General features: G+C 73.8%; 23 protein-coding genes. 10 read left to right on the top strand and 13 right to left on the bottom strand.

Annotated features, from left to right (window positions below):
* Positions 1–12: 12 nt before the first annotated feature.
* The 8 genes from LDL48_RS06095 (at position 13) to LDL48_RS06060 (ending at position 6,847) form a co-directional block, all read left to right on the top strand.
* On the top strand, positions 13–621 hold the full coding sequence (locus tag LDL48_RS06095) for a CDP-alcohol phosphatidyltransferase family protein (protein ID WP_225254136.1): 609 nt from the start codon (positions 13–15) through the stop codon (positions 619–621).
* A 180-nt stretch (positions 622–801) separates the two neighbouring features.
* Positions 802–1,272 (top strand): MarR family winged helix-turn-helix transcriptional regulator, encoded by a 471-nt coding sequence (locus tag LDL48_RS06090; protein ID WP_225253993.1) that lies wholly within the window; start codon positions 802–804, stop codon positions 1,270–1,272.
* A 55-nt stretch (positions 1,273–1,327) separates the two neighbouring features.
* Entirely contained in the window at positions 1,328–2,770 is a 1,443-nt protein-coding gene (locus LDL48_RS06085) for an MFS transporter (protein WP_225253992.1), read from the top strand.
* Between the two features lie 33 nt (positions 2,771–2,803).
* Complete coding sequence (locus tag LDL48_RS06080) at positions 2,804–3,298, top strand: hypothetical protein (RefSeq protein ID WP_225253991.1); 495 nt, start codon at positions 2,804–2,806, stop codon at positions 3,296–3,298.
* Between the two features lie 42 nt (positions 3,299–3,340).
* Positions 3,341–4,528, top strand: a complete 1,188-nt coding sequence (locus tag LDL48_RS06075) for an MFS transporter (RefSeq protein WP_225253990.1) — start codon at positions 3,341–3,343, stop codon at positions 4,526–4,528.
* A complete protein-coding gene (locus LDL48_RS06070) occupies positions 4,512–5,141 on the top strand; it encodes a hypothetical protein (protein WP_225253989.1) in 630 nt (209 codons plus the stop codon). The genes LDL48_RS06075 and LDL48_RS06070 overlap by 17 nt, the downstream gene beginning before the upstream one ends.
* A gap of 42 nt (positions 5,142–5,183) precedes the next feature.
* Complete coding sequence (locus LDL48_RS06065) at positions 5,184–5,693, top strand: SigE family RNA polymerase sigma factor (RefSeq protein WP_225253988.1); 510 nt, start codon at positions 5,184–5,186, stop codon at positions 5,691–5,693.
* A gap of 11 nt (positions 5,694–5,704) precedes the next feature.
* The gene (locus LDL48_RS06060) at positions 5,705–6,847 is read left to right on the top strand and encodes a hypothetical protein (RefSeq protein WP_225253987.1); all 1,143 of its coding nucleotides are present in this window, start codon (positions 5,705–5,707) and stop codon (positions 6,845–6,847) included.
* Here the strand turns inward: LDL48_RS06060 and LDL48_RS06055 are convergent.
* Genes LDL48_RS06055 through LDL48_RS06040 form a run of 4 tightly spaced genes read right to left on the bottom strand, consistent with a single transcriptional unit; the run spans position 6,828 to position 10,808 of the window.
* Entirely contained in the window at positions 6,828–7,409 is a 582-nt protein-coding gene (locus tag LDL48_RS06055; protein ID WP_225253986.1) for a cadmium resistance transporter, read from the bottom strand. The two genes, LDL48_RS06060 and LDL48_RS06055, sit on opposite strands and share 20 nt — an antisense overlap.
* Before the next feature lie 16 nt (positions 7,410–7,425).
* Positions 7,426–8,169 carry a succinate dehydrogenase/fumarate reductase iron-sulfur subunit gene (locus LDL48_RS06050; protein ID WP_225253985.1) on the bottom strand — a complete coding sequence of 248 codons (744 nt, stop codon included), beginning with the start codon at positions 8,167–8,169 and terminating at the stop codon, positions 7,426–7,428.
* Positions 8,169–10,097: a fumarate reductase/succinate dehydrogenase flavoprotein subunit gene (locus tag LDL48_RS06045; protein WP_225253984.1), complete on the bottom strand. Its 1,929-nt coding sequence runs from the start codon at positions 10,095–10,097 to the stop codon at positions 8,169–8,171. The genes LDL48_RS06050 and LDL48_RS06045 overlap by 1 nt, the downstream gene beginning before the upstream one ends.
* A complete protein-coding gene (locus LDL48_RS06040; protein ID WP_225253983.1) occupies positions 10,098–10,808 on the bottom strand; it encodes a succinate dehydrogenase cytochrome b subunit in 711 nt (236 codons plus the stop codon).
* A 71-nt stretch (positions 10,809–10,879) separates the two neighbouring features.
* Between LDL48_RS06040 and LDL48_RS06035 the strand changes: the two genes are divergently transcribed.
* Positions 10,880–11,830 carry a LysR family transcriptional regulator gene (locus LDL48_RS06035; protein ID WP_225254135.1) on the top strand — a complete coding sequence of 317 codons (951 nt, stop codon included), beginning with the start codon at positions 10,880–10,882 and terminating at the stop codon, positions 11,828–11,830.
* Here LDL48_RS06035 and LDL48_RS06030 read toward each other — a convergent pair.
* Entirely contained in the window at positions 11,793–13,193 is a 1,401-nt protein-coding gene (locus LDL48_RS06030; protein WP_225253982.1) for an MFS transporter, read from the bottom strand. The genes LDL48_RS06035 and LDL48_RS06030 overlap by 38 nt on opposite strands.
* 57 nt (positions 13,194–13,250) lie before the next feature.
* Here LDL48_RS06030 and LDL48_RS06025 point away from each other — a divergent pair, with 57 nt between their 5' ends.
* Entirely contained in the window at positions 13,251–14,225 is a 975-nt protein-coding gene (locus LDL48_RS06025; RefSeq protein ID WP_225253981.1) for an ArsR/SmtB family transcription factor, read from the top strand.
* 793 nt (positions 14,226–15,018) lie between these two features.
* Here LDL48_RS06025 and LDL48_RS06020 read toward each other — a convergent pair.
* The 8 genes from LDL48_RS06020 to LDL48_RS05985 form a co-directional block, all read right to left on the bottom strand.
* A complete protein-coding gene (locus LDL48_RS06020) occupies positions 15,019–16,455 on the bottom strand; it encodes a phytoene desaturase family protein (protein ID WP_225253980.1) in 1,437 nt (478 codons plus the stop codon).
* Positions 16,452–17,546, bottom strand: coding sequence for a glycosyltransferase family 2 protein (locus LDL48_RS06015; RefSeq protein WP_225253979.1), 1,095 nt, complete (start codon positions 17,544–17,546; stop codon positions 16,452–16,454). Before LDL48_RS06015 ends, LDL48_RS06020 begins: the two co-directional genes overlap by 4 nt.
* Positions 17,543–18,316, bottom strand: a complete 774-nt coding sequence (locus LDL48_RS06010; protein WP_225254134.1) for a carotenoid biosynthesis protein — start codon at positions 18,314–18,316, stop codon at positions 17,543–17,545. Before LDL48_RS06010 ends, LDL48_RS06015 begins: the two co-directional genes overlap by 4 nt.
* Positions 18,316–18,891 (bottom strand): GNAT family N-acetyltransferase, encoded by a 576-nt coding sequence (locus LDL48_RS06005; protein WP_225253978.1) that lies wholly within the window; start codon positions 18,889–18,891, stop codon positions 18,316–18,318. The genes LDL48_RS06010 and LDL48_RS06005 overlap by 1 nt, the downstream gene beginning before the upstream one ends.
* Positions 18,888–19,586, bottom strand: a complete 699-nt coding sequence (locus LDL48_RS06000; protein WP_225253977.1) for a monooxygenase — start codon at positions 19,584–19,586, stop codon at positions 18,888–18,890. Before LDL48_RS06000 ends, LDL48_RS06005 begins: the two co-directional genes overlap by 4 nt.
* Before the next feature lie 5 nt (positions 19,587–19,591).
* Positions 19,592–20,065 (bottom strand): YbaK/EbsC family protein, encoded by a 474-nt coding sequence (locus LDL48_RS05995; protein ID WP_225253976.1) that lies wholly within the window; start codon positions 20,063–20,065, stop codon positions 19,592–19,594.
* Between the two features lie 158 nt (positions 20,066–20,223).
* Positions 20,224–21,237, bottom strand: coding sequence for an EamA family transporter (locus LDL48_RS05990; protein WP_225253975.1), 1,014 nt, complete (start codon positions 21,235–21,237; stop codon positions 20,224–20,226).
* Positions 21,238–21,259: 22 nt separating this feature from the next.
* Positions 21,260–22,075 (bottom strand): SDR family NAD(P)-dependent oxidoreductase, encoded by an 816-nt coding sequence (locus LDL48_RS05985; RefSeq protein WP_225253974.1) that lies wholly within the window; start codon positions 22,073–22,075, stop codon positions 21,260–21,262.
* Positions 22,076–22,449: the final 374 nt, after the last annotated feature.

The raw sequence follows: 22,449 nt of genomic DNA, 5'->3' as shown, positions 1-22,449 counted from the left end.
GGCTTCGACCCGATGCGCGCCTCGCCGGTGGTGCGGGGCTGGATTCGTCTGGCGTACTCCGGTGGTGTCCTGCTGGCCCGCCTCCGGGTCGGGCCGACCGCCGTCACCCTGGCCGGTCTGGTGCTGTGCCTGGCCGTGCCGGTCGCGGTCCGGCTCGGGCCGGTGGGTCTGCTGCTGGGCGCGGTGCTGGTGCTGCTGGCCGGCCTGGCGGACGCCTTCGACGGCGCGGTGGCCGTGGTCACCGGCAAGGCCGGCCGGGCCGGTTTCGTGATCGACTCGGTGGCCGACCGGATCGGCGAGGCCGCCTGGCTGGTGGCGTTCTGGCTGGCCGGCGTGCCCGGCTGGCTGGCGGTGGCGGCCGGCGGGGTGAGCTGGCTGCACGAGTACCTGCGCGCCCGCGCGGCCACGGCCGGCATGCCGGACATCGGGGTGGTGACGGTGGCCGAGCGGCCGACCCGGGTCTCGGTGGCGGTCACCGGCCTGCTCGCCGGCGGTGCCGCCGGCCTGGTGCGGGACGACTGGGGCGCTCCGGTCGTGACGATCGCGGCGGCTGTCTGGCTGACGCTCGGCGTGGTGGGTTTCGCGCAGTTGGTCCGGGCTGTCCGTCGCGCCCTGAGTTGAGTGCCGTTCCTATTTCGGTTGTCCCTCGTGGACGGTCGCTCCTACGGTGGTGACCATCCACGGGTGCGGGAGCCGTGCCCCCGTTGACGACGGCCGGCGGGTTGGCACGGGGGCAGGCCCGCCGGTCGTCCTTCCGCGGGATCATCCGGAACCAGATGATCCCGGGATAGGATCGGGGACATGGCGTCCTCCGCTCCCGACCGCACCGAACGTGACCTCACCGGCCTGCTCAACATGGCCGGCCACACCCTCTCCAACCGTCTCGCCGCGGCGCTGGCCGAGGTCGACCTGACGCCCCGGATGCAGTGTGTGCTGGTGCACGCGCTGGAGGAGGAGCGCACCCAGATCCAGCTGGCCGCGCTGGCCGACCTGGACAAGACCACGATGGTCGGCACGGTCGACGAGTTGGAGGCGCGCGGGCTGGCCGAGCGGCGTCCGTCCGCCACCGACCGGCGGGCGCGGATCATCGCGGTCACCGACAAGGGGCGGCTGGCCGCCGAGGAGGGGCAGCGGATCGTCGACCGGGTGCACGCCGACGCGCTGGACGCGTTGCCCGCCGGTGCCCGGTCCGCGTTCGTCGCCGCGCTGGCCGAGCTGGCCGGGCAGAAGGACGACGGGCCGCAGCCGGTGCGGCGGGCGCGCGGGCGCTGAGCGCATCATTGGCTAGTAGATAGTTTGCTAGCAGATTATCTGCTACGGTCGGTCCATGACTTCTCGGATCGACCGACGCGGCGCCACGCTCGCCGTGCTGTGCGCGATGGCGCTGATGATCGTTCTGGACAGCACCGTCGTCGCCGTGGCGGTGCCCACCATCCAGCGGGACCTGGGCTTCTCCGACGCGGGCGTGGCGTGGGTGGTCAACGCCTACCTGCTGGGCTTCGCCGGCCTGCTCCTGCTCGCCGGCCGGCTCGGCGACCTGATCGGGGCGTGGCGGGTGTTCCTCGCCGGGGTGGCGTCGTTCACCGCGGCCAGCCTGCTCTGCGGCCTCGCTCCGACCGCCGAGCTGCTGGTGGCCGGGCGCTTCGTGCAGGGCGCGGGTGGCGCGCTGGCCTCCGCGGTGATCCTCGGCATGATCGTCCGCGGTTACCCGGAACCGGGCGGCCAGGCGCGGGCCATGGGGATCTACAGCTTCGTGCAGGCCGGCGGCGCCGCGCTCGGCTTCGTGGCCGGCGGCATCGTCACCCAGAGCGTGGGGTGGCCGTGGGCGTTCCTGGTGAACGTCCCGATCGGCGTGCTGGCCTGGTGCGCCGCGGTCCGGCTGCTGCCCCGCGAACCGGGCCAGGGCCTGCGCGGTGGCCTGGACGTGCCCGGTGCACTGCTGATCACGGCCGGGCTCTCGCTCGGGGTGTACGCCATCGTGCGCACCGCCGAACCCGCCGCGTCGACCGTCTCCGTCCTGCTCACCGGCGCGGTCGCGGCGCTGCTCGTCGCCGGCTTCCTGGTCCGCCAGCGCTGGGCCCGCCGGCCGCTGATCCCGCTGCGCCTGCTCGGCCGGCCGTGGCTGCTCGGCGCCAACGCCGTAGTGGTGCTGGTCTTCGCGGCCGGCGTCGGCTTCCAGTTCGTCAACGCGCTCTTCGTGCAACGGATCATGGGGTACGACGCCCTGCGCACCGGGGCGGCGTTCCTGCCCACGCCGGTGCTGATCGGCGTGGTGTCGCTGCTCGTCGCGCCGCGCCTGACCGGCCGGTTCGGGCCGCGCCCGGTGCTGCTGGGCGGCCTGGTCGCGCTGGCCGCCGGGCTGACGATGCTGAGCCGGGCACCGGTCGGCTCGTCCTACCTGGTGGATCTGCTTCCCGCCCTGCTGGTCATGGGGCTGGGCGTGGGCGTGACGATTCCGTCGCTCATCATGCTGTCCATGGCCGGCGCGGCGCGGTGCGACACCGGCATGGTGTCCGGTCTCACCACCACCGCCCAGCAGGCCGGGGCAGCGCTCGGCCTGGCCGTGCTGGCCGCCGTCGCCGCCGGGCACACCAGCCGGTCCGGCAGTGCGCCGCTCGCCGCCCTGCGCGACGGGTACAGCCTGGCGTTCCTGGTGGCGGCCGGGTTCGTGGTGGGCGCGCTGGTACTCACCGCGTTCGTGCTGCGGCACCCCCCGGCGGTCGAGGACCCGTCCCCGGAGCACGCGGACACCCTGTCAACGGTTCATTGACGCAGGTCCCGGCGGTCCGGCAGGGTACCGCCCATGTCGGACTCGCCGGTGCTGCGCTCGCTCGGTGCCGTCGTGGCGGCGCGGGCCCGCCTGGACGCCGAGGAACTCGACCTGATCGACACCGCGCGCCGGCAGGGCGCCACCTGGGCGCAGGTGGCCGCGGCGCTGGGCCTCACCAGCCGGCAGGCCGCCGAGCAGCGCCGGCAGCGCCTGGCCGCCGCGGCCGAGCGCGAGGCGCGGGCCCGGGACGTCCGGTACGGCGCGCACGTCGTCGCCGTCCGCGGGGCGGTCGCCGAGCTGGACCGGGTCATCCGGGCGGACCCCCGCTGGGCGGACCGCTTCACCCGGGCGGCGCTGGTCCGGGACACCGTCGGGGCGGCCGTGGACGCCGTACCCGGATCGTTGTTCGCCCTGGCCCGGCAGACGATCGACGATCTGACCGGGGTGGATCTGCGACGGCTGCCGCGGGACGCCCGGGCGGCGGCCGGTGCGCTGCGGCGGCTGCTCGCCATGTCAACGACACATTGACATCATTGACCGCCTTCCGCTCAACATTTCACGATGGGCGGCATGCGTCGCAACGCGTCCATCTTCGTGGCGATCTCCCTGCTGTCCGGCTTCGGCAGCACCGCGATGTCGCTCGCCGCCGGCATCTGGATCCTCGACCTGACCGGTTCGGTCAGCCTGGCCGGCCTGGCCGGGCTCTGCCTGTACCTGCCCACGCTGGCCGCACCGTGGCTCGGTGGGCTGGCCGACCGCCTGCCCCGCCTCCGGCTGGTGATCGCGGTCGACCTGCTGCTCGCCGCCGCGCTGCTGACGCTGCTGACCGTCCGGTCCCGCGACCAGGCGTGGCTGGTCTTCGCGGTGCTGCTCGGGACCGGGATCGGCCACGTGCTGATCGACGCGGGCGAGACCGCCCTGCTGCCGTCCGCGTTGCCACCGTCCGCACTGGCCGATGTCAACGGCTGGCGGTCCAGCGCCCAGGAGGGGATGAAACTGATCGCCCCGCTGGCCGGGGCCGGCCTGTACGCCTGGCACGGCGGTGCCGCGGTCGCCGCCCTCAGCGCCGCGATGCCCGTGGCCGTCGCGATCCTCTACACCCGGCTTCGCCTCTCCGCCGCGCCGGCCGGCCCCGCGCCCACCGGGCGACCCGGCGTCCGGGCGGGCCTCGCGGTGCTCTGGGGCGTCCGGGAGATCCGTACCCCGGTCCTGGTGGCGGCCGTGGCGATCGGCCTGTCCGGGTTCACCGTGGCGTCGGTCTACGCGCGCGTCACCGACGGCCTCGGCCTGCCGTCCACCTTCCTCGGGGTGCTCGGCAGCGCCCAGGGTGCCGGCTCCATCGTCGCCGGCCTGGCCGTCGGCCGGCTCGTCACCCGCGCCGGCGCGGCCACGGCGGCGGCCGCCGGGGCGGCCCTGTTCGCGGCCGGGTGTGTGGCCTGGTGCCTGCCGTGGTGGCCGGCGATGATCGCCGGCAGCCTGGCGGTGGGCGTCGGACTGCCGTGGGCACTGGTCGCCGCGGTCAGCGCGGTGCAGGCCGGCACCCCCGACCGGCTCCTCGGCCGGGTGGCCGCGACCTCCACCACCGTGCTGTTCGGCCCGATCGCGCTGACCAGCCCGCTCGGTGCGGCGGCCGTCCATCTCGGCCCGCGAATCCCGTTGGCGATCGCCGCCGGGGTCGGCATGATGACGGCGGTGGCCGTCCGGGTGGGCCGGTCGGCGGAGCACAACCGGGGGAGCCGGCATGGCGCGCGGGTCTGACCTGTCGTTGACGATCTACCCGGACCCGTCCGGCGATCGTGCCTTCGAGAACGTGTGCGACGTGCTGACCGGCCGCGGCGCCCGGCGGGACGGGACGGGCACCTTCGTGCACGGCGGACGGCCGATCCGGGTGGGGCCGGCCCGACCGGCGGCCACCGCTCCCGACGAACGGGCGCCGGTGCGGGTGCTGCTGGCCGCCGAGGCGTTCAGCCGGCCGGAGTCGGCGCTGGACGCGACGCGGAAGAAGCGGGTCGTGGCGGCGGCCCGGCAGGCCACCGCCCTGTTCGCGGCGATCGTCGACCGCACCCGTCCGCTCTACGGCGCGATCGACATCGACACGCTGCCGTTCCCGACGCCGGCCGAGCTGCGGTCCGGCCGCGGCGACCTCGGCTCGGAGTTCTTCGTACGGCGGGATCTGCTGGCCCAGGCGGACCTCGGCGCGGTGCTGACCCGAGCGCAGCGCACCGCCACCGAGTGGCCGGCCGGGACGTTCTTCGCGTCCTGGTGGCCGTTTGCCGGGCTGCCGCAGGCGCCCTTCGCCGACCGGGCCGCCGGCAACGTCCTGCTCGGACGGATCGCGGTGCGCGCGGACCGGCAGACCCGCGCCGACTGACATCGCGTACAACCGGTTCGCCCGGTTCGGCGTCTAAGACTCATGAACCCTTCCGACGCCGACTACGTGGCATACGTGCAGGGCCGGATACCGGCGCTGCGGCGTTTGGCGTACCACCTGTGCGGCGACGCGCACCACGCGGACGACCTGGTGCAGGAGACCATCGCCAAGCTGTACACGGCGTGGAGCCGGATCAGCGCGGCCGACGGTCTCGACCAGTACACCCGCACCACGCTGGTCCGCGCGTTCCTGGACGACCGCCGGCGGGGGTGGTGGCGGGTGCGGCTGTTCGACGCCGTACCGGAACACGCCGGGCCGCCACCGTCGGGCGCGGAGGACCGCGTGCTGCTGCGCGCCGCGCTCGACAAGGTCCCACCCCGCCAGCAGGCCGTCCTGGTGCTGCGTTTCCTGCACGACCTGCCGGTCGCCGAGGTGGCCCGGCTGGTCGGCTGCTCCGAGGGGACGGTGAAGAGCCAGACCGCGCACGGGCTGGCCACCATGCGCCGCCTCCTCGTCACCTGGTCGTCCCCGTCTCCCGACCGCGTCCCCTGAGGAGAGTCACCATGTCGTATCTCGAAAAGGGCCCCACCGAGCTGTTCGCGCCGCTCGACGCCGAGCCCGACGCGCCGTCCCGGGTGGACATCGTGGCCGCCATGGCGACCGGACGCCGGCACAAGCGCGGGCGGGTGGCGGCCGCCGGTGCCGCGGTCGTGGCGCTGGCCGGCGGCACGGCGATCGGCGGCACGCTGGCGTTCAGCGGTGCCGCGCCGGAGCCGCTGCCCGACTGCGTCGCCGTCCCGCTGCCGATGGCCGGGTTCAGCTCGATCGACGTCACCGGCGCCGATCCGTCCGGCCGGTACATCGCCGGTCAGGCCGACCCGGTCTGGGGGCAGAAGTCCTCCGTGGTGGTCTGGCGTGACCACGAGATCGTGGACGTCCTGCGCCGGCCCGGTGTGTTGCTGTCCGACTTCACCTCGCGGGGCGTCGGCGTCGGCCGCGACGCCGAACAACGTCGTGCGTACGTGTACCGCGACGGCAAACTGGCCACGCTCGACGGCGGGCCGGCCGCCGCCTTCGCCGTGAACGAGGACGGCGTCATCGTGGGCAGCGTCGGGGACCGGCCCGCTCGCTGGGCCGCAGCGGGCGCCGCGCCGACCCCGCTGCCGGTGCCGTCCGGCGTGACCCGCGGGGCCGCTACCGAGATCACCGACGACGGCACGATCGTCGGGTGGCTGGAAATCGACGACAAGTTCCCGCGTCAGGCCTACCTGTGGCGGGCCGACGGCACCCACGGGCCGCTGACGTTGCCCACGGTCGACGGCGAGCGGGCGGTCGGCTTCGAGGCGGAGTCGATCCGCGACGGCTGGATCTACGGTCAGATCAGGGTCCTCGACAAGGTCGTCACCGCCGGAGGGCCCTCGGCGTCGACTGCCCCGGGCGTCACGTCCCTCACCGCCTTCAAGGACCTTCCGTTCCGCTACGAGGTCGCCACCGGCCGCTGGGACCGCCTGTCCCGGCCCGCCGACCGGTCGCGGGCGTTCTTCTACGTCGGCGACCGCGTGCTGAGCCTGCCGCCGAACCCCGAGGCGGACGAACCGACGTACTACACGGCCGACACCGTGGGTGAGGACGGTCGCTCCGCCGCCGGGGACGACAACGCGGTCAGCGGCGGGCTGTTCCGCCCGGTCAGCTGGCAGTGCGAGTAAGTCCGGCCAGGATGACCAGGCCGATCGCAATGAACACCAGCGGGACCAGCCAGTGCCCGTAGCGGTCCACCATCGCGATCACCCGGCGGTGCGAGCCCAGCCAGGATGCGCCACCGCACCACACCGCGACCAGTACCGCGAACACCGCCGCGGTGATCAGGCTGCCGGTCACGCCGATGGTGCGGAACAGGGGGGTGTAGACGGCGATGTTGTCCGCACCGTTGGCGATGGTGACGCCGGCCACGGCGAGCGCGTGGCCGGCCACCACCGGCGTCTCGTCGCCGGGACTGCGGCGGGCCGCGCCGATCAGCCCGCGCACGCCGAGCGCGAGCGGAATCAGGCCGAGCAGCCCGACCCAGCGGTCCGGCACGATCGTCAGGCCGAGCGCGGCCAGGGCCGACACCATGACGAGTACGCCGATGCCCGCGTACTGGCCGGCCCAGATCTGCCACGGCCGGGGGCGGCCGGACGTGCGGGCGGCCAGGAACAGCACCGTGAGGACCAGCAGGTCGTCGACGTTCGTACCGGCGAACACGCCCGCCGCGGCCGCCACCGTACGCACCGGAGCAGCCTACGGTCTACCGCTTGCCGACCGCCTTGCGGTAGTCCGCGTTGAGCCGGCCGATCAGCGTCAGCGGGATGCCCTTCGGGCAGACCGTGGTGCATTCGCCCATGTTGGTGCAGCCGCCGAAGCCGGCCTCGTCCTGCGCCTCGATCATGTCGAGCACCCGGCTCTGGCGTTCCGGCTGGCCCTGCGGGAGCAGGCCGAGGTGGGCGACCTTCGCGGCGGTGAACAGCATCGACGAGCCGTTCGGGCAGGCCGCCACGCACGCGCCGCAGCCGATGCAGGTGGCGGCCTCGAACGCGGCGTCCGCGTCGGCCTTGGGCACCGGCGTGGCGTGTGCGTCGGGTGCGGTGCCGGTGGGCGCGGTGATGTAGCCGCCGGCCTGGATGATCGTGTCGAACGCGCGGCGGTCCACCACCAGGTCCTTGACCACCGGGAACGCGGCGGCCCGCCACGGCTCGATGTCGATGGTGTCGCCGTCGCGGAAGTGCCGCATGTGCAGCTGGCAGGTGGTGGTGGCGCGCTCCGGGCCGTGTGCCACACCGTTGATCATCATGCCGCACATGCCGCAGATGCCCTCACGGCAGTCGTGGTCGAACGCGATCGGGTCGTCGCCGTCCAGGATCAGCTTCTCGTTGAGGACGTCGAGCATCTCGAGGAACGACGCGTCGGGGGAGATGTCCTTGACGTCGTAGGTGACCATCCGGCCCCGGTCGGAGGGGCCGGACTGGCGCCAGACACGAACCTGGATGTCCATTACTTGTAGCTCCGGGTGCTCGGTTGGACGTACTCGAAGTCGAGCTGTTCCTGGTGCAGGGTGGGCCGGTCGCCGAACTCCCAGGCCGCGACGTAGCCGAACTCGTCGTCCTGGCGCAGCGCCTCGCCGTCCGGGGTCTGGCTCTCCGCCCGGAAGTGACCGCCGGCCGACTCGCGCCGGTGCAGCGCGTCGATGCACATCAGTTCGGCCAGCTCGAAGAAGTCGGCGACCCGGCCGGCCTTCTCCAGGTTCTGGTTCAGCTGCTCGCCGGTGCCGGGCACCTTCACCCGGGCCCAGAACTCGTCCCGCAGGCCCCGGATCAGGCCGATGGCCTTGGTCAGGCCCTCCTCGGTGCGTTCCATGCCGCAGTACTCCCACATCAGGTGGCCGAGTTCGCGGTGGAAGGAGTCGACGGTACGGTCGCCGTCGACCGCGAGCAGCCGGTTCAGCCGGTCCTCGACGCCGGTCCGGGCCGCCACCACCTCGGGCGTCGTGGCGTCCACCGCCGGGAACGGCCCGTCGGCCAGGTAGTTGTTGATCGTGTTGGGCAGCACGAAGTAGCCGTCCGCCAGGCCCTGCATCAGCGCCGAGGCGCCCAGCCGGTTCGCGCCGTGGTCGGAGAAGTTCGCCTCGCCGATCACGAACAGGCCGGGGATCGTGGACTGCAGGTCGTAGTCCACCCACAGTCCGCCCATCGTGTAGTGCACCGCCGGATAGATCCGCATCGGCACCTGGTACGGGTCCTCGCCGGTGATCCGCTGGTACATCTCGAAGAGGTTGCCGTACTTCGCCTCCACCGCCGGGCGGCCGAGCCGCCCGATCGCGTCGGCGAAGTCCAGGTAGACGCCGAGCCCGCCGGGCCCCACGCCGCGACCCTCGTCGCACACGTTCTTCGCGGCCCGCGACGCGATGTCACGGGGGACCAGGTTGCCGAACGACGGGTAGATCCGCTCCAGGTAGTAGTCGCGTTCGTGCTCGGGGATCTCGCCCGGTGCGCGCTGGTCGCCGGCGGCGAGCGGCACCCAGACCCGGCCGTCGTTGCGCAGCGACTCGCTCATCAGCGTGAGCTTGCTCTGGTGGGTGCCCGACTCCGGGATGCAGGTCGGGTGGATCTGGGTGTAGCACGGGTTCGCGAACAGCGCGCCCTTGCGGTGCGCCCGCCAGGTCGCGGTGACGTTGCAGCCCTTGGCGTTGGTGGACAGGAAGAACACGTTGCCGTACCCGCCGGACGCCAGCACGACGGCGTCCGCGAAGTCCGTGGTGATCTCGCCGGTGACCAGGTCGCGCACCACGATGCCGCGGGCCCGGCCGTCCACCACGATCAGCTCGAGCATCTCGTGCCGGGCGTTCATCTCGATGTTCCCGAGACCGATCTGCCGCTCCATCGCCTGGTACGCGCCGAGCAGCAACTGCTGACCGGTCTGGCCGCGGGCGTAGAACGTGCGGGACACCTGGGTGCCGCCGAACGAGCGGTTGTCCAGCAGGCCGCCGTACTCGCGGGCGAACGGCACGCCCTGGGCCACGCACTGGTCGATGATGTTCACCGACACCTGGGCCAACCGGTACACGTTGGACTCCCGGGCCCGGAAGTCGCCGCCCTTGACGGTGTCGTAGAACAGTCGGTGGATCGAGTCGCCGTCGTTGCGGTAGTTCTTGGCCGCGTTGATGCCGCCCTGCGCCGCGATGGAGTGGGCGCGGCGCGGGCTGTCCTGGTAGCAGTACGACCGGACCCGGTAGCCGGCCTCGGCGAGCGTGGCCGCGGCCGACCCGCCGGCCAGCCCGGTGCCCACCACGATCACCGTGAGCTTGCGGCGGTTCGCCGGGTTCACCAGCTTGGCCGCGAACCGGCGGCGCTCCCAGCGGGTCTCGATCGGCCCGTCCGGTGCGGCGGTGTCCCGGATCGGGTCGCCGAGGTTCCAGAGATCCATCTAGCTCACCAATCCGGTTAGGACGGCGAACGGCACCGAGAGGTAGCCGGCCACCAGGACGACGGAGAGGACGAGGGCGGCGCGGCGCACGATCCGCTCGCCGCGGGCGGTGCGCTGGCCGAGCGTGCGGGCCGCGCTGAACAGGCCGTGCCGCAGGTGCAGGCCGACCGCCACCACGGCGAGCGCGTACCAGAGCGTCACGTACCAGCGGTCCGGGGCGAAATCGGCGACCACGTTGGCGTACGGGTGCTCCCGGTCGCCGACCGGGTTCAGCGTGCCGGTGGTCAGGTCGAGGATGTGGTAGATCACGAACAGCAGCACGATCACGCCGCCCCAGCGCATGGTGCGCGCCGCGTAGCTGCCCTGGACCTTGGGACGGTGCGCGTACCGGACCGGGCGAGCCTTGCGGGCGCGCCGGGCCAGGATGGTGGCGGCCGCGATGTGGCCCAGCACCGCCGCGGTCAGCACGGCCCGCTGGATCCACAGGTACCACTGCTCGGGCAGCAGCGGGGCACCCAGCTCGCGCAGCCAGTGCGCGTAGTGGTCGAACGACTCGGCGCCCACGAAGATCTTGAGGTTGCCGATCATGTGCGCGAAGAGGAATCCGACGAGCAGCAGCCCGGTCACCGCCATCAGGATCTTGAGCGAGACCGTGCTCCGGGTGGCCGGGACCTTCGTCCGGACCGGTCTGACCTTCGTATCTACCGCCACGTAGGGAACGGTAGGTAGCCTCGCGCGATTCGTCTAATGCATGATGATGCTATTGCCCATAGCGAAAGGCTATCGAGGTGCAGCTGCAGCAGCTCCGCTACTTCCTCGCGGTGGCGGAAACACGGCATTTCACCCATGCGGCCGATGCGATCGGGGTCGCCCAGCCAACGTTGAGTAAGCAGATTCACACCCTGGAGGCGTCCCTCGGCACGCCGTTGTTCGAGCGGATGCGCGGCGCCGTCACGCTCACCGCCGCCGGGGAGACCCTGCTGCCGATGGCCCGGCGGATGGTGGCGGACGCCGACGCGGCCCGCGACGCGGTCAACGACATCATCGGGCTGCGCCGCGGGGAGGTCCGGCTCGGCGCCACCCCGAGCCTGTGCTCGTCGCTGGTCCCGGCCGTGCTGCGCACGTTCCGCGCGGCCCACCCCGGCATCGCCCTGTACGTCAACGAGGGCAGCTCCCAGGACCTCATCGCCGACCTGCTCGCGCACACCCTGGACCTGGCCCTGATCGTGCAGCCGGAGCAGGGCGTCGACCCGTCCCTGCACGCCGCGCCGATCCTGCGGGAGAGCCTGGTGGTGGCGTCCGTGGCGAGCGAACCGCCGCCCACCGCACACGGTCAGGTGGCGCTGGCCGAACTCGAGCACACCCCGATGGTGATGTTCCGGACCGGCTACGACCTGCGCGACGTCACGCTCGAGGCGTGCCGCCAGGCCGGATTCGCCCCCCGGTTCGCGGTCGAGGGCGGCGAGATGGACGCGGTGCTCGCGTTCGTCGAGGCCGGCCTGGGCGTGGCGCTGGTGCCGAGCATGGTGCTGATCAACCGGCCGCTGCTGCGCGCCACGCCGCTCGCCCCGCCGGGCATGCGCCGCACCATCGCGCTCGCCCACCGGCGGCGCTCGGTGCTGCCGCACGCGGCCGAGGCGCTGCGCGCGACGCTGCTCGCGCACATCGCGGCCGGCGACGCGCTGCCGGTCGGCGTCACCGCGTTGCCGGCCGGAGCCGCCCCCACAGGGTGAGCGTGGCGGCCACCGACGCCGCACCGGCCAGCGCCATCACGGTGCCCGGCGCGAGCACCTCGGCCAGTCCGCCGGCCGCCGCCATGGCCAGGCCCTGCAGCGTCATGGTGCCCGTGGTGGCCAGGCCGAACGCCTGACCACGGGAGATCTCCGGCACCGCCTCCAGGAACCGGCGGGCCAGCCCCAGGTGGTAGGCGAACCCGGCCGCGGCGGTCCCGAACACCACGGCGGCCAGCACCGGGCCGGGCCGCAGGACGAAGACCAGCAGGGGTACGCCGAGCAGCAGCGCCAGCCACGGCGTCAGGCGCTCCCGCAGCCGCGGCGGCACGAACCGTCCCACCACGAACTCCCCGATCAGCATCCCGCCGGCCGCGGACGCGAGCAGGGCGCCGGCGGCCGACCCGCCACCGCGCCCCGCCGCGTACGGCACCACCACGCCCTCGGCCGCCACCATCAGCGCCCCGGGCAGCCACTGCGCCAGCAACAGCCCGCGCACCGCGGGATCGCCGAGCAGCGCCCGGTTCACCCGCCACGTCTGCCGCACCGCCCCGGCCGCGTCCCCGCCCCGGCGGCCCCGGGCCGTGTCTCCGGAGGTGTGGGCTGTGCCGCTGGGAGTGTGGGCTGTGCCGCTGGGAGTGTGGGCTGTGCTGCCGGGGGTGTGGGCTGTGCTGCCGGGGGTGTGGGCTGTGCTGCCGGGGGTGTGGGCTGTGCTGCCGGGGGTGTGGGCTGTGCTGCCGGGGGTGTGGGCTGTGCTGCCGGGGGTGCGGGCCGGGTGGGCGGCCAGGCCGAACCGGGTGATGGCGGCCGACACCAGGCAGGCCGCGGCGGTCAGCCACAGCGCACCGGCCGGGCCGACCACCGCCAGCAGGACGCCGCCGACCGCCGCGCCGGCCACCTGCATCCCGGCAGAGGTGACCGAGAACAGCGACCGGCCCAGCACGTAGGCGTCGCCGGACAGCAGATCCGGCAGCAGCGCGGTCCGGGTCGCCTGCACCACCGGCGCCACGCCGCCGAGCGCGAACACCACCAGCAGCATGCCGGCCGACGGCAGCAGACCGGACGCCAGCAGCACCGCCACCGTCAGCCGGGCGGCGTCGTAGCCGAGCAGCACCCGGCGCGGCCGCCACCGGTCCGCCACCGCCAGCAGCACGGTCCCGCCCAGCGCCTGCGGCACGAACCCGGCGACGTAGGCGAGCGCGGCCAGCAGCGGCGACCCGGTGCTCGCGTAGATCAGCACGGACAGCGCCAGCATCTGCACGGTCTCGCTGACCAGAAACACCGCGAAGCCGCCCAGCAGCGTGCGGAACTCGGGCACCGCGAAGACGTCGCGGTACGTGGCGCGGGGCGGGCCGACGATGGTCACCGGTACACGGTCGCGGACGGCCGGCGTACCCGCTAAGGTTTCGGAGGTGGCCGAAACATGCTGATCGAGGTCAGTCCGGCCGACCTGGCCGGCTGCCGTTACGCGATCTCACCGGTGATCGAGACGACGTCCGCGCTGCGGGTGCTCACCGGCCACGACCGGGCCGGCGTGCTGCACCCGTGGGTCCGGCGGATGCGGCCCCGGCTGGCCCCGCTCCGCCGCGCCGAACCCGCACTGGGCGCGCTGATCAGCCTGTTCCGGCGGGACGACAACGCCGACTTCCTGCACCCGTCGCCGGCCGGCCCGCACAGTTCGTTCGCCGAGGAACTCGCCACCGTACGCGCCACCCCGCTGTCCGTGGCCCGCGCCGAACTGGACCGCAACCTGGCCGGACACCGCACGCCACCGGCCTACGCGCAACGCATCCTGGCCGCGCCGGACGTCGTCGACCGGCTGGCCGACGGGCTGCGAGCGGCCTGGGAGACGCTGATCGAGCCGGAGTGGCCGCGGCTGCGCGCGGTGCTGGAACGCGACATCGTGCAGCGCGCCGGGCGGCTCGCCGCGTACGGCTGGGCCGCCGCCCTGACCGACCTGCACCCGCGGATCAGTTGGTCCCCGGCCGGCGCGATCGTGGTCCGGCACCGCGACACCGGCCGGTACCGGCTGGACGGGCGCGGGCTGCTGTTCGTGCCGTCGCTGTTCGCCGATCTCGCCCTCGGTGTCGACCCGCCGCAGCCGTACGCGCTGGTCTACCGCGCCCGGGGCAGCGCCGACGTGCTCGGCCCGCCAGTGACGCCCACCGGCGACGCCCTGGGTCCGCTGATCGGGGGAGCGCGGGCCGCAATCCTGCGCGCGCTGGCCGCGCCGGCCACCACCAGTCAGCTCGTCGCGCAGCTGGGCCTGAGTCTCGGCACGGTCGGCGGTCACCTGGCCGTGCTGCGGGCGGCCGGCCTGGTCACCCGCACCCGCACCGGCCGTTCGGTGACCTATGTGGCGTCACCACTCGGCGAGGCCCTCCGGACACCCGGCTGATGCCTCGGCTCCGCTGAGCGCGGCGTGTGCCGGGACGACGCGCTCCGCCGCCCGGAGTGCGGCGTGCCGGGACATGGCGCGCTCCGCACCAGAACTCAACACGCTCCGTCGCCTGGGGTGTGGTGTGCGGGGACATGGCGCGCTCCGCACCAGAACTCAACACGCTCGGTCGCCCGGGGTGTGGTGTGCGGGGACATGGCGCGCTCCGCACCAGAACTCAACACGCTCCGTCGCCCGGGGTGCGGCGTGCGGGGACATGGCGCGCTCCGCACCAGAACTCAACACGCTCCGTCGCCCGGAGTGCGGTGTGCGGAGACATGGCGCGCTCCGCACCAGAATTCGACACGCCTTGCCCGCCGAGCGTGGCAAGCAGAGACGTGGCGCGCTCCGCACCCGTAAACCACACACACTCAGCATCGACCGAACGCCGCGCCGCGATCCCCGCGCCCGAATTATCGGCCTAAAATGCAAATTGTTTCCGCTGCGGTCACCCGATCTGCACGGCGAGCTGACGAAGTCGTGCAGCTGTGGTCGATATGCACAAGATCGCGGGATGGACGTGCGGTCCAAGAGCAGATCTTGGAGGCTTGAGCGAATCTTGGAGCGGGATCGCCCCTGGGAGGGCATTTGCGCTCCAGGATTCGTCTTTGCCTCCAAGATCCGCCGTGCTCCTACCGGACATATCCAGAAATAACGGACTGGCGTCGCCGATCGGTGCCGCTGCGCGGTCCGTCCCGCGGAATCAAGCCGGCCCGATCTGGTCGGCGACGATGCGAACAACGTCACCGAGCGATCAGGCCGGCCCGATCTGGTCGGCCACGATGCGCGCCGACAGCGTCACCATCGGCAGCCCGCCGCCCGGGTGCGCCGACCCGCCCACCAGCCACAACCCGTCCACCGGCCCCCGGTTGCCCGGCCGCAACAGCCCGCCCGCCGTCCCGTAGATCGCCCCGCCCGGCGCCGCGGTGGCGTCTGCCAGATCCGCCGGCGTCCGCGTCTCCACGAACCGCAGCCGGTCCCGCACGTCCAGCCCGCGCCGCGCCAGCACGTCCAGCACGTGCGCGCCGTACGCCGCCGCCAGCCCCGGCCGGCGCCAGTCCACCGCGTCCGCCGCGGTGCCGTGCCGTGGTGCGTTGACCAGGACGAACCAGGCCTCGTCGCCGGCCGGGTGCACGGCCGGGTCGACCGCCCGGGTGACGAACACGGTGGGGTCGGAGGCCGGTCGGGCGCGCCGTCCCGGTCCGCCGAAGACGGCGTCGAACTCGGCGTGGTAGCAGGACGGGAAGTACACGGTGTGGTGGGCGAGCGCCGGCGTCGCCCCGCGTACGCCGAGCAGCAGCACGAACCCGGCCAGGCTGCGGTCGGTCAGCGCGCCCAGCCGGGACGGGGTGGGCAGCAGGTCGCGGTACACGGTGAGCGCGTCCACGTTCGACACCACCCGGTCGGCACCGACCCGCTCGCCGGACGCCAGCCGTACGCCGCGGACCGCGCCGCCGGCCGTGTCGATGCCGGCGACCGGGGAGTTCAGCACCACCGGCACGCCCAGCGCCCGGCACCGGTCCAGCAGCGCGTCGCCGAGCGTGCCGAGTCCGCCGGGGAGGTACCAGCCGCCGAACTCCAGCTCGGCGTACGGGATCGCGGCCAGCGCGGCCGGGGCCCGCCGGGGGTCCGCGCCGGTGTAGGTGGCGTACCGGTCCAGCATCATCCGCAGCCGCGGGTCGCGCAGGTAGCGCCGGCCCAGCCCGCGCAGCGACCGGCCGGGTGCGATCGCGGCCAGCCGGTCCAGCCGCCAGGGCAGCGCGGCCAGCGACGCCGGCGACACCGGGCGCTGCAGCACCGAACCCCACGACGCGGCCCAGATCCGCCGCGCCCGCCGCCAGAAACGCCGCCAGTCGTCGGCCGCGTCCGGGCCCAGCGCCGCCGCGATGCGCGCGCAGAACTCGTCGTGGTCCGACGACGAGTCCAGCAACGTGCCGTCCGGGAACACGTGCCGCACCACCGGGTCCAGCGGTTCCGGCCGCAGCCCCAGGTCCAGGTCCGTGAACACCTGCGGCAGCGTGAACAGGCTCGGCCCGGTGTCGAAGGAGAAGCCGTCGCGTGCGTACCGGCCGAGTTTGCCGCCGGCCGTCGCGGACCGCTCGTGCACCACCACCCGGTGTCCGGCGGCGGCCAGGCGGACCGCCGCGGCCAGGCCGCCCACGCCGGCCCCGATCACCACGACGCGGCTCACACCGGCCGCCCGCGCCAGGTCAGCCGGCCCTGCCGCCGCAGCCGGAAGGAGCGCGCCACCAGCCACCCGAAGACCAGGATCGAAACCGGCTGGGCCAGGGCGTCCGGCCAGGCCCGCCCGCCGGTCGCGGTCGCGGAGACCACCCGACCGGCAACCCCGAGGAGGTACGCGGACAGAGTCACCAACGCGGGGACGGCCGCCCCGTCGATCACGAGGAGCAGCGTGGCGACGGGCGGACCCACGTACAGGATCAGCAGCAGGGCGACGACGGTGGTGGCACCAGCCACCGAGCCGAACGAGGCCCACAGCGACTTGCCGTACCCGTCGATCAGCTCGCGCCAGGACCCGTACATCCGGCACTCCGCCAGGCCGGACCCGTCGGCCAGCGCGATCCGCCCTCCGGCCCGTTTCACCGCCCGGGCCAGGCCGATGTCCTCCAGGACGTCGGCGCGCACGGCCGCGTGCCCGCCGGTCCGCCGGTACCCGTCGCGTTCCACCACCAGCCACTGCCCGCCCGCCGCGGCCAGCGCCGGCCGGCCGGCGCGTTCCATCGCGCGCAGCGGCAGGAAGGTGAGCCAGGACCACTGCAGCAGTGGCTGGACCAGGCGGCCGGCGCCGACGATCCGCGGGTACGGCGACAGCAACGTCACCCCGAGGTCGCGGCGCAGCGTGACGGCACCGGCGACGGCGTCCGCGGCGAGCACCACGTCGGCGTCCACGAACACCAGCACGTCGGCGTCCGGCGTGGCGTCGGCCAGTTGCCGGCAGGCGTGCGGCTTGCCGAGCCAGCCGGGCGGCAGCGGTGCGCCACCGAGCAGCCGGACCTTGTCCCCGGCGACCGCGCGCACCACGTCCGCCGTGCCGTCGGTGGAGCCGTCGTCCAGCACCACGATGTCCAGGTCCGGCACGCCGCGCTGGCCGAGCAGCGACTCCAGGCAGGGCGTCACCCGGTCCGCCTCGTTGCGCAGCGGCAGCAGCACGGCGACCCGTTCGGTGACGGCGGCGTCGCGCGGCGGGCGGCGCAACCGGGCCGCGTTGACCAGGGTGTGCCCGGTCAGCACGACCCAGGGCAGCAGCGCCGCCCAGATCACGACCGCACCCGTTCGCGGTCGCGGCCCCGGGCCAGCTGCACGACCAGCGGCAGCACCACGACGCCCATCACCACCGCGCCCCAGGCGGCCGATGCCGGGAGGCCGAGGAAGACCGCGTGGGCGAGCACGGAGGAAGCGTACGTCCACAGCCAGAGCGTGATCATCGGTGTGTCACCCGCGGCGGGGCGGCGGGCGCCCGGCCCGGCGGCGGCCGACAGCACGGTCATCAGCACCAGCGCGAAGCCGAGCCAGCCCAGGTAGTTGCCGATCGGGATGCCGGGCAGGCCGGGCAGCGCCGGGGTGGCGTCGAGCCAGCGCCAGTACCCCTCCGCGACCATCTGCGGGTCGAGGAACAGGTCCCAGGCGGCCAGCCCGACGGCCGCCAGCGCGATCCGGGCGGCCCGGCCGCGGGCCAGCCGCAGCGCCGCCAGCCAGGCCGGCCACGCCATCCAGGTCCAGGCCAGCGGGATGATCAGCGGTACGCCGAGGACCTTCGGCCCCAGCTGGCCGGAGTAGTCGTACGTGCCGAACGGGAAACCGGTGGCGACGCCGACCGCCTCCACCGCGAACCCGCCCACCGTGGCCGCCGCGACCAGCGCCAGCGCGGCCCGCGGGCCGCGGGTGAGCCAGGCGTGCGACACCGACAGCAGGTAGCCGAGCAGGACGGTGGCCACGGTGAATCCGGCACGCACCGGCCCGGCGGTGAGCGGATAGCAGATCTGGGTCAGGACCAGCGCGGCGAGCAGCGCCGAGGAGAGCGGGGGTGCCATCACATCCCGACGATGCCCGGTGCGTCCGCGGTTCGCTCGGCGAGCGGCAGTTCCCGGCCCAGAATGGCGAACTCTCGTTCGTCGCCGGGGAAGAGGAAGCCGCGGAGCACGTCGACGAAGCCGAACCGCCGGTACAGCCGCCAGGCCCGGGACGTCTCCTCGTCGGCCTCCGGCGTGGACAACAGCACCGTCTTGCCGTCCGCCATGGACAGCAGCGCGCGCAGCTGGCGGGCGCCCACGCCGTGGCCCTGCGCGGTCGGCCGGACGTGCAGTTCGACCACCTCGAAGCAGTCCCCGAGCCAGGGCCGGCGGTCCGGCTCGTCCAGCGCGGCGCGCACCTGGTCGTGCCACCACTGGCCGGGGCCGGAGGTGTAGCCGTACCCGAAGCCGGCGAGCTGCCCCTCGGTGGTGAGCGTCGCCACCGCCCGGAACCCGGGGCGGCGCACGTGGGCGGCGATGTAGCCGCGGCGGGCCTGCAGGAGTTCGGAGCGGTAGCCCATGGCGGCGCCGTACACGGATACGACGTCATCCAGCCGCCGGAGCAGATCGTCCGGTTGCCACGGCACGAGTCTCATCGCGTCGCCTGCCCTCCCTCCCGCTCGGTCCAGCCCAGCACGGCCCGGTCACCGTGGATGTCCCGCACCGCGAACCGGGCGAACAGGTCCTCCGCGTACCACCCGTCGGTGGGGGTGCGGGCGATCACCTTGCGATGCTCCGGCTGACGGTACGCGAACGCAGTGAGATCCGTCGTGCTCCGCCACACCGTCACCGTGCCTTGCCAGCCGATCGGTGCCTCTCCGATGCCGAAACGGGCGAGCAGACCCGGGCTGGCGTCCAGTTCCGCCACCACCGGCGGCACGCACCGCCAGAACGTCAGCGTCCGCACCGGCCGCAGCCGGGCCCGGGTCAGCGCCAGCACCGGCCCGTTCTCGCCATCCTTCGGGACCGGCGGGTGAAACGGCTCCTGGCCGGACCACCGGCCGCGGCTGTGCAGCGGCTCCAGGTCGATGCGGGCGCTGCTGCCGGCGATCCGTCGCCAGCCCCGGTCCACGTCCGCCGGGGCCGGTTCCCCGTCCCACACCACCAGCGCCGCGTACCGGGTCGGATCGGCGTCACCCGGGCCGAACGTCCGGCCCCGGCCGGTGCCCAGCATCTTCGCGAACCGGACACCGGGCAGCGTGCGCAGCCGCCGAGGGTCACGCGCCATCCGCAGCAGCGCCCCGCCGAGGTGACGGCCGGGTACCCGCCAGACGTGCAACGTGACCACCATCGCCGTCAGGCCACCCGGGCCGGGGTGCCGGACGTGATCCGCAACAGTTCCGGATAGGTGGTGGGAAAGACCGCCCGGGGTACGCCGCCCGCCGCCCACACCACGTCGTACTGCTCCAGCGCCGTGTCGACCAGCGTGCGCACCGGCTTCGGGTGACCGATCGGGGCGACCCCGCCGATCGGCTGCCCGGTGTGTTCCCGGACGAACTCGGGCGTGGCCCGCCGCACCTTCGTCACGCCCAGCGTGGCGGCCACCTGCGCGGTGTCCACCCGGTGCGCGCCCGAGGTGAGCACGAGCAGCGGCTCGCCGTCCGCGTCGAAGATCAGCGAGTTGGCGATCTGGCCCACCTCGACGCCCAGTGCGGCGGCCGCCGCGGCGGCGGTGTGCACGGCCTCGTCCAGCACGGTCAGCCCGTCGCTGCGCGCCCCGGCGGCGTCCAGCGCGTCGCGTACCGCGACGACGTTGGGATGTGTCTCCATGCCACCATCTTGCTCGCTGATCGCCGGAACCGGCGACCGGCCCGGAACGCCGGGCACCGCCGACGCCCCGCGCCCAGGACGACTCGGCGCTCAGGGCGGCTCCGGGCTCAGGGCGGCTCCGGGCTCAGGGCGGCTCCGTGCTCAGGGCGGCTTCGGGCTCAGGGCGACCCGCTCGCTTCGCTGGTGGACGCCTCCGGCGTACGTCCGGCCCGGTCCGGCTCCATGATCACGTCTGGTGGGCCGGGCACCGGATGGGCCGGCGCGATCCGCGCCGTCTCGGCCAGCGTCACCCCCGCCAGCACCAGCAGGCCGCCGGCCAGCTGCGCCGCGTTCAGCGCCTCACCCGCACCCAGCGTGACCCACGCTACCGTCGCGGCCAGCACCGGCTCCACCATGCCGATGATCCCCACGCTGGTCGCCGGCAGATGCCGCAACGCGGCCGCGATCAGGGTGTACGGCACGATCGACCCGAGCACCACCACGTAGCAGCAGAGCACCGCCACCGGCACACCCGCCTCACTGCGGGTCAGCGGCTCCCACCCGCCGGTACCCGCGGTGACCGCCCGCACGATCAGGCCGGCGACCGCGGCCGCGCCGAAGGCGTAGGTGGTCAACGACACCGAGTCGCGCTGCTCGACGCCCCGCGCACCCAGCACGTAGTAGAACGCCAGCAGCACCGCCGCCCCGAAGCCCGCGGCCACGCCCAGGCCGTCCAGCCGCAGCTCACCCCAGACCTCGGCGACGCAGGCCAGGCCGGCCAGGCTCAGCGCCAGCCCGCCCCACAGCCGGGGACGGACCTGCTGACGCTGCCCGAACCGGGCCCAGAGCGCCACCAGCAGCGGGGCGGTGTACTCGAACAGCAGCGCGATGCCCACCGGCATCCGGCTGATCGCCACGAAGTACAGCATCGGGACCAGGTAGAAGCCGAAGACGCCGTACACCAGGAGCAGGGGGAGCTCCTGCCGGCGTACCCGTAACCGCCGTGCGCCCGGGCGCAGCACCAGGCTCAGGACCATCAGCCCGAGGAACGCGCCGGCCGCGCGCAGCAGCGTGAGCTGCGGTGCGTCGAACCCGGCACGCAGCACCAACTTGGAAACGGTGCCGTTGACCGCGAACATGGCGCTGGCGGCGACCACCATCCCGACGCCCAGCAGAGGCCGCTTCGATGTCACGGGTAGAGGGTAGCCTCGCCCCTTACCGGCCGACCGCCTCGGTGCTGGCGTCCCACAGCTTGGCCGCGGTCGCCGGGTCGGTGGCGTGCGACGCCGGCCGGGCCGGACGCCGCCCCACGTAGTAGCCGCCGCGCACCAGCTCCTCTGCCGGCGCGGTGGCCAGCCACACCAGCAGCGCGCCGGCCGTCCGGGGCGTGGTGAGCAGCGGGTTGAACCGGAAGAAGAACCGGGTCAGCGCCCCCGCGCCGAAGTTGCTCCGCACGATCCCCGGATGGAACGCCACGCTGCACACGTCCGGCCAGCGACGGGCCGCCTCCGCGGTGAACAGGATGTTGGCCGTCTTGCCCGAGCAGTAGGCCGGCCACCGCAGGTACCGGCCCGGCGAACCGACGAAATCGTCCGGATCGAGGGCGCCGACCAGGTGCGCGATCGAGGCGGTGTTCACCACCCGGCCGCCGCGGAGCCGGTCGAGCAGCAGGTGGGTGAGGAGAAAGGGCGCCAGATGGTTGCTCTGGACGGTGGCCTCAAAACCATCGACGGTACGCCGGTACGTGCCGATCATCCCGCCCGCGTTGTTCGCCAGCACATCGATCGAGGGGTACGCGGCCAGCAGCCGCTCGGCGAGCCGGCGAACGTCGTCGAGCACCTCGAAGTCGGCCCGGAAATGTGCCGGTTCCACCCCGTCGACGGCGGCGGCGCGTACCTGCGACACGGCGGCCGCCAGCCGGCCCGGGTCCCGTCCGACCAGCACCACCCGATCACCGCACGCCGCCAGCTGCGTCGCCGCGGCCAGCCCGATGCCGGAACTGGCTCCCGTGATCACAACAGTGCGCGGCATGCCTCCTGTCTACCTCACTCCCCGTCGCCGCACGCACCCCGCGTGTCACTGTCTCCGGTCGTGCGCGGCCCGCGTGTCGCTGTCCCTGATCTTGCGCGGCCCGCGTGTCGCTGTCCCTGATCGTGCGCGGCCCCGCGTGTCACTGTCTCCGGTCGTGCGCGGCCGGTGTGTCGCTGTCTCTGATCGTGCGCGCCTCTGTGTCCTTGCCCTTGATCTTGTGGCGCATCTCGCCTCCCCGTCTCGCCCTGCCGCGGTGCCGTGCCACCGAGCCCCTGCCGCCCGCCCCGCGCCCACCTTGATCACCTAGCGCATCCTCGTCGCGCCCCCTCTGGCCAGCGGTTTTTCCTTCATCTGCCAATGTCCCGCGGCTTCGG

Source organism: Jidongwangia harbinensis, assembly GCF_020216025.1.
In the GTDB taxonomy this organism is placed as follows: Bacteria; Actinomycetota; Actinomycetes; order Mycobacteriales; family Micromonosporaceae; genus Actinoplanes; species Actinoplanes harbinensis.
This window is presented reverse-complemented; position numbering and strand designations above follow the sequence as displayed.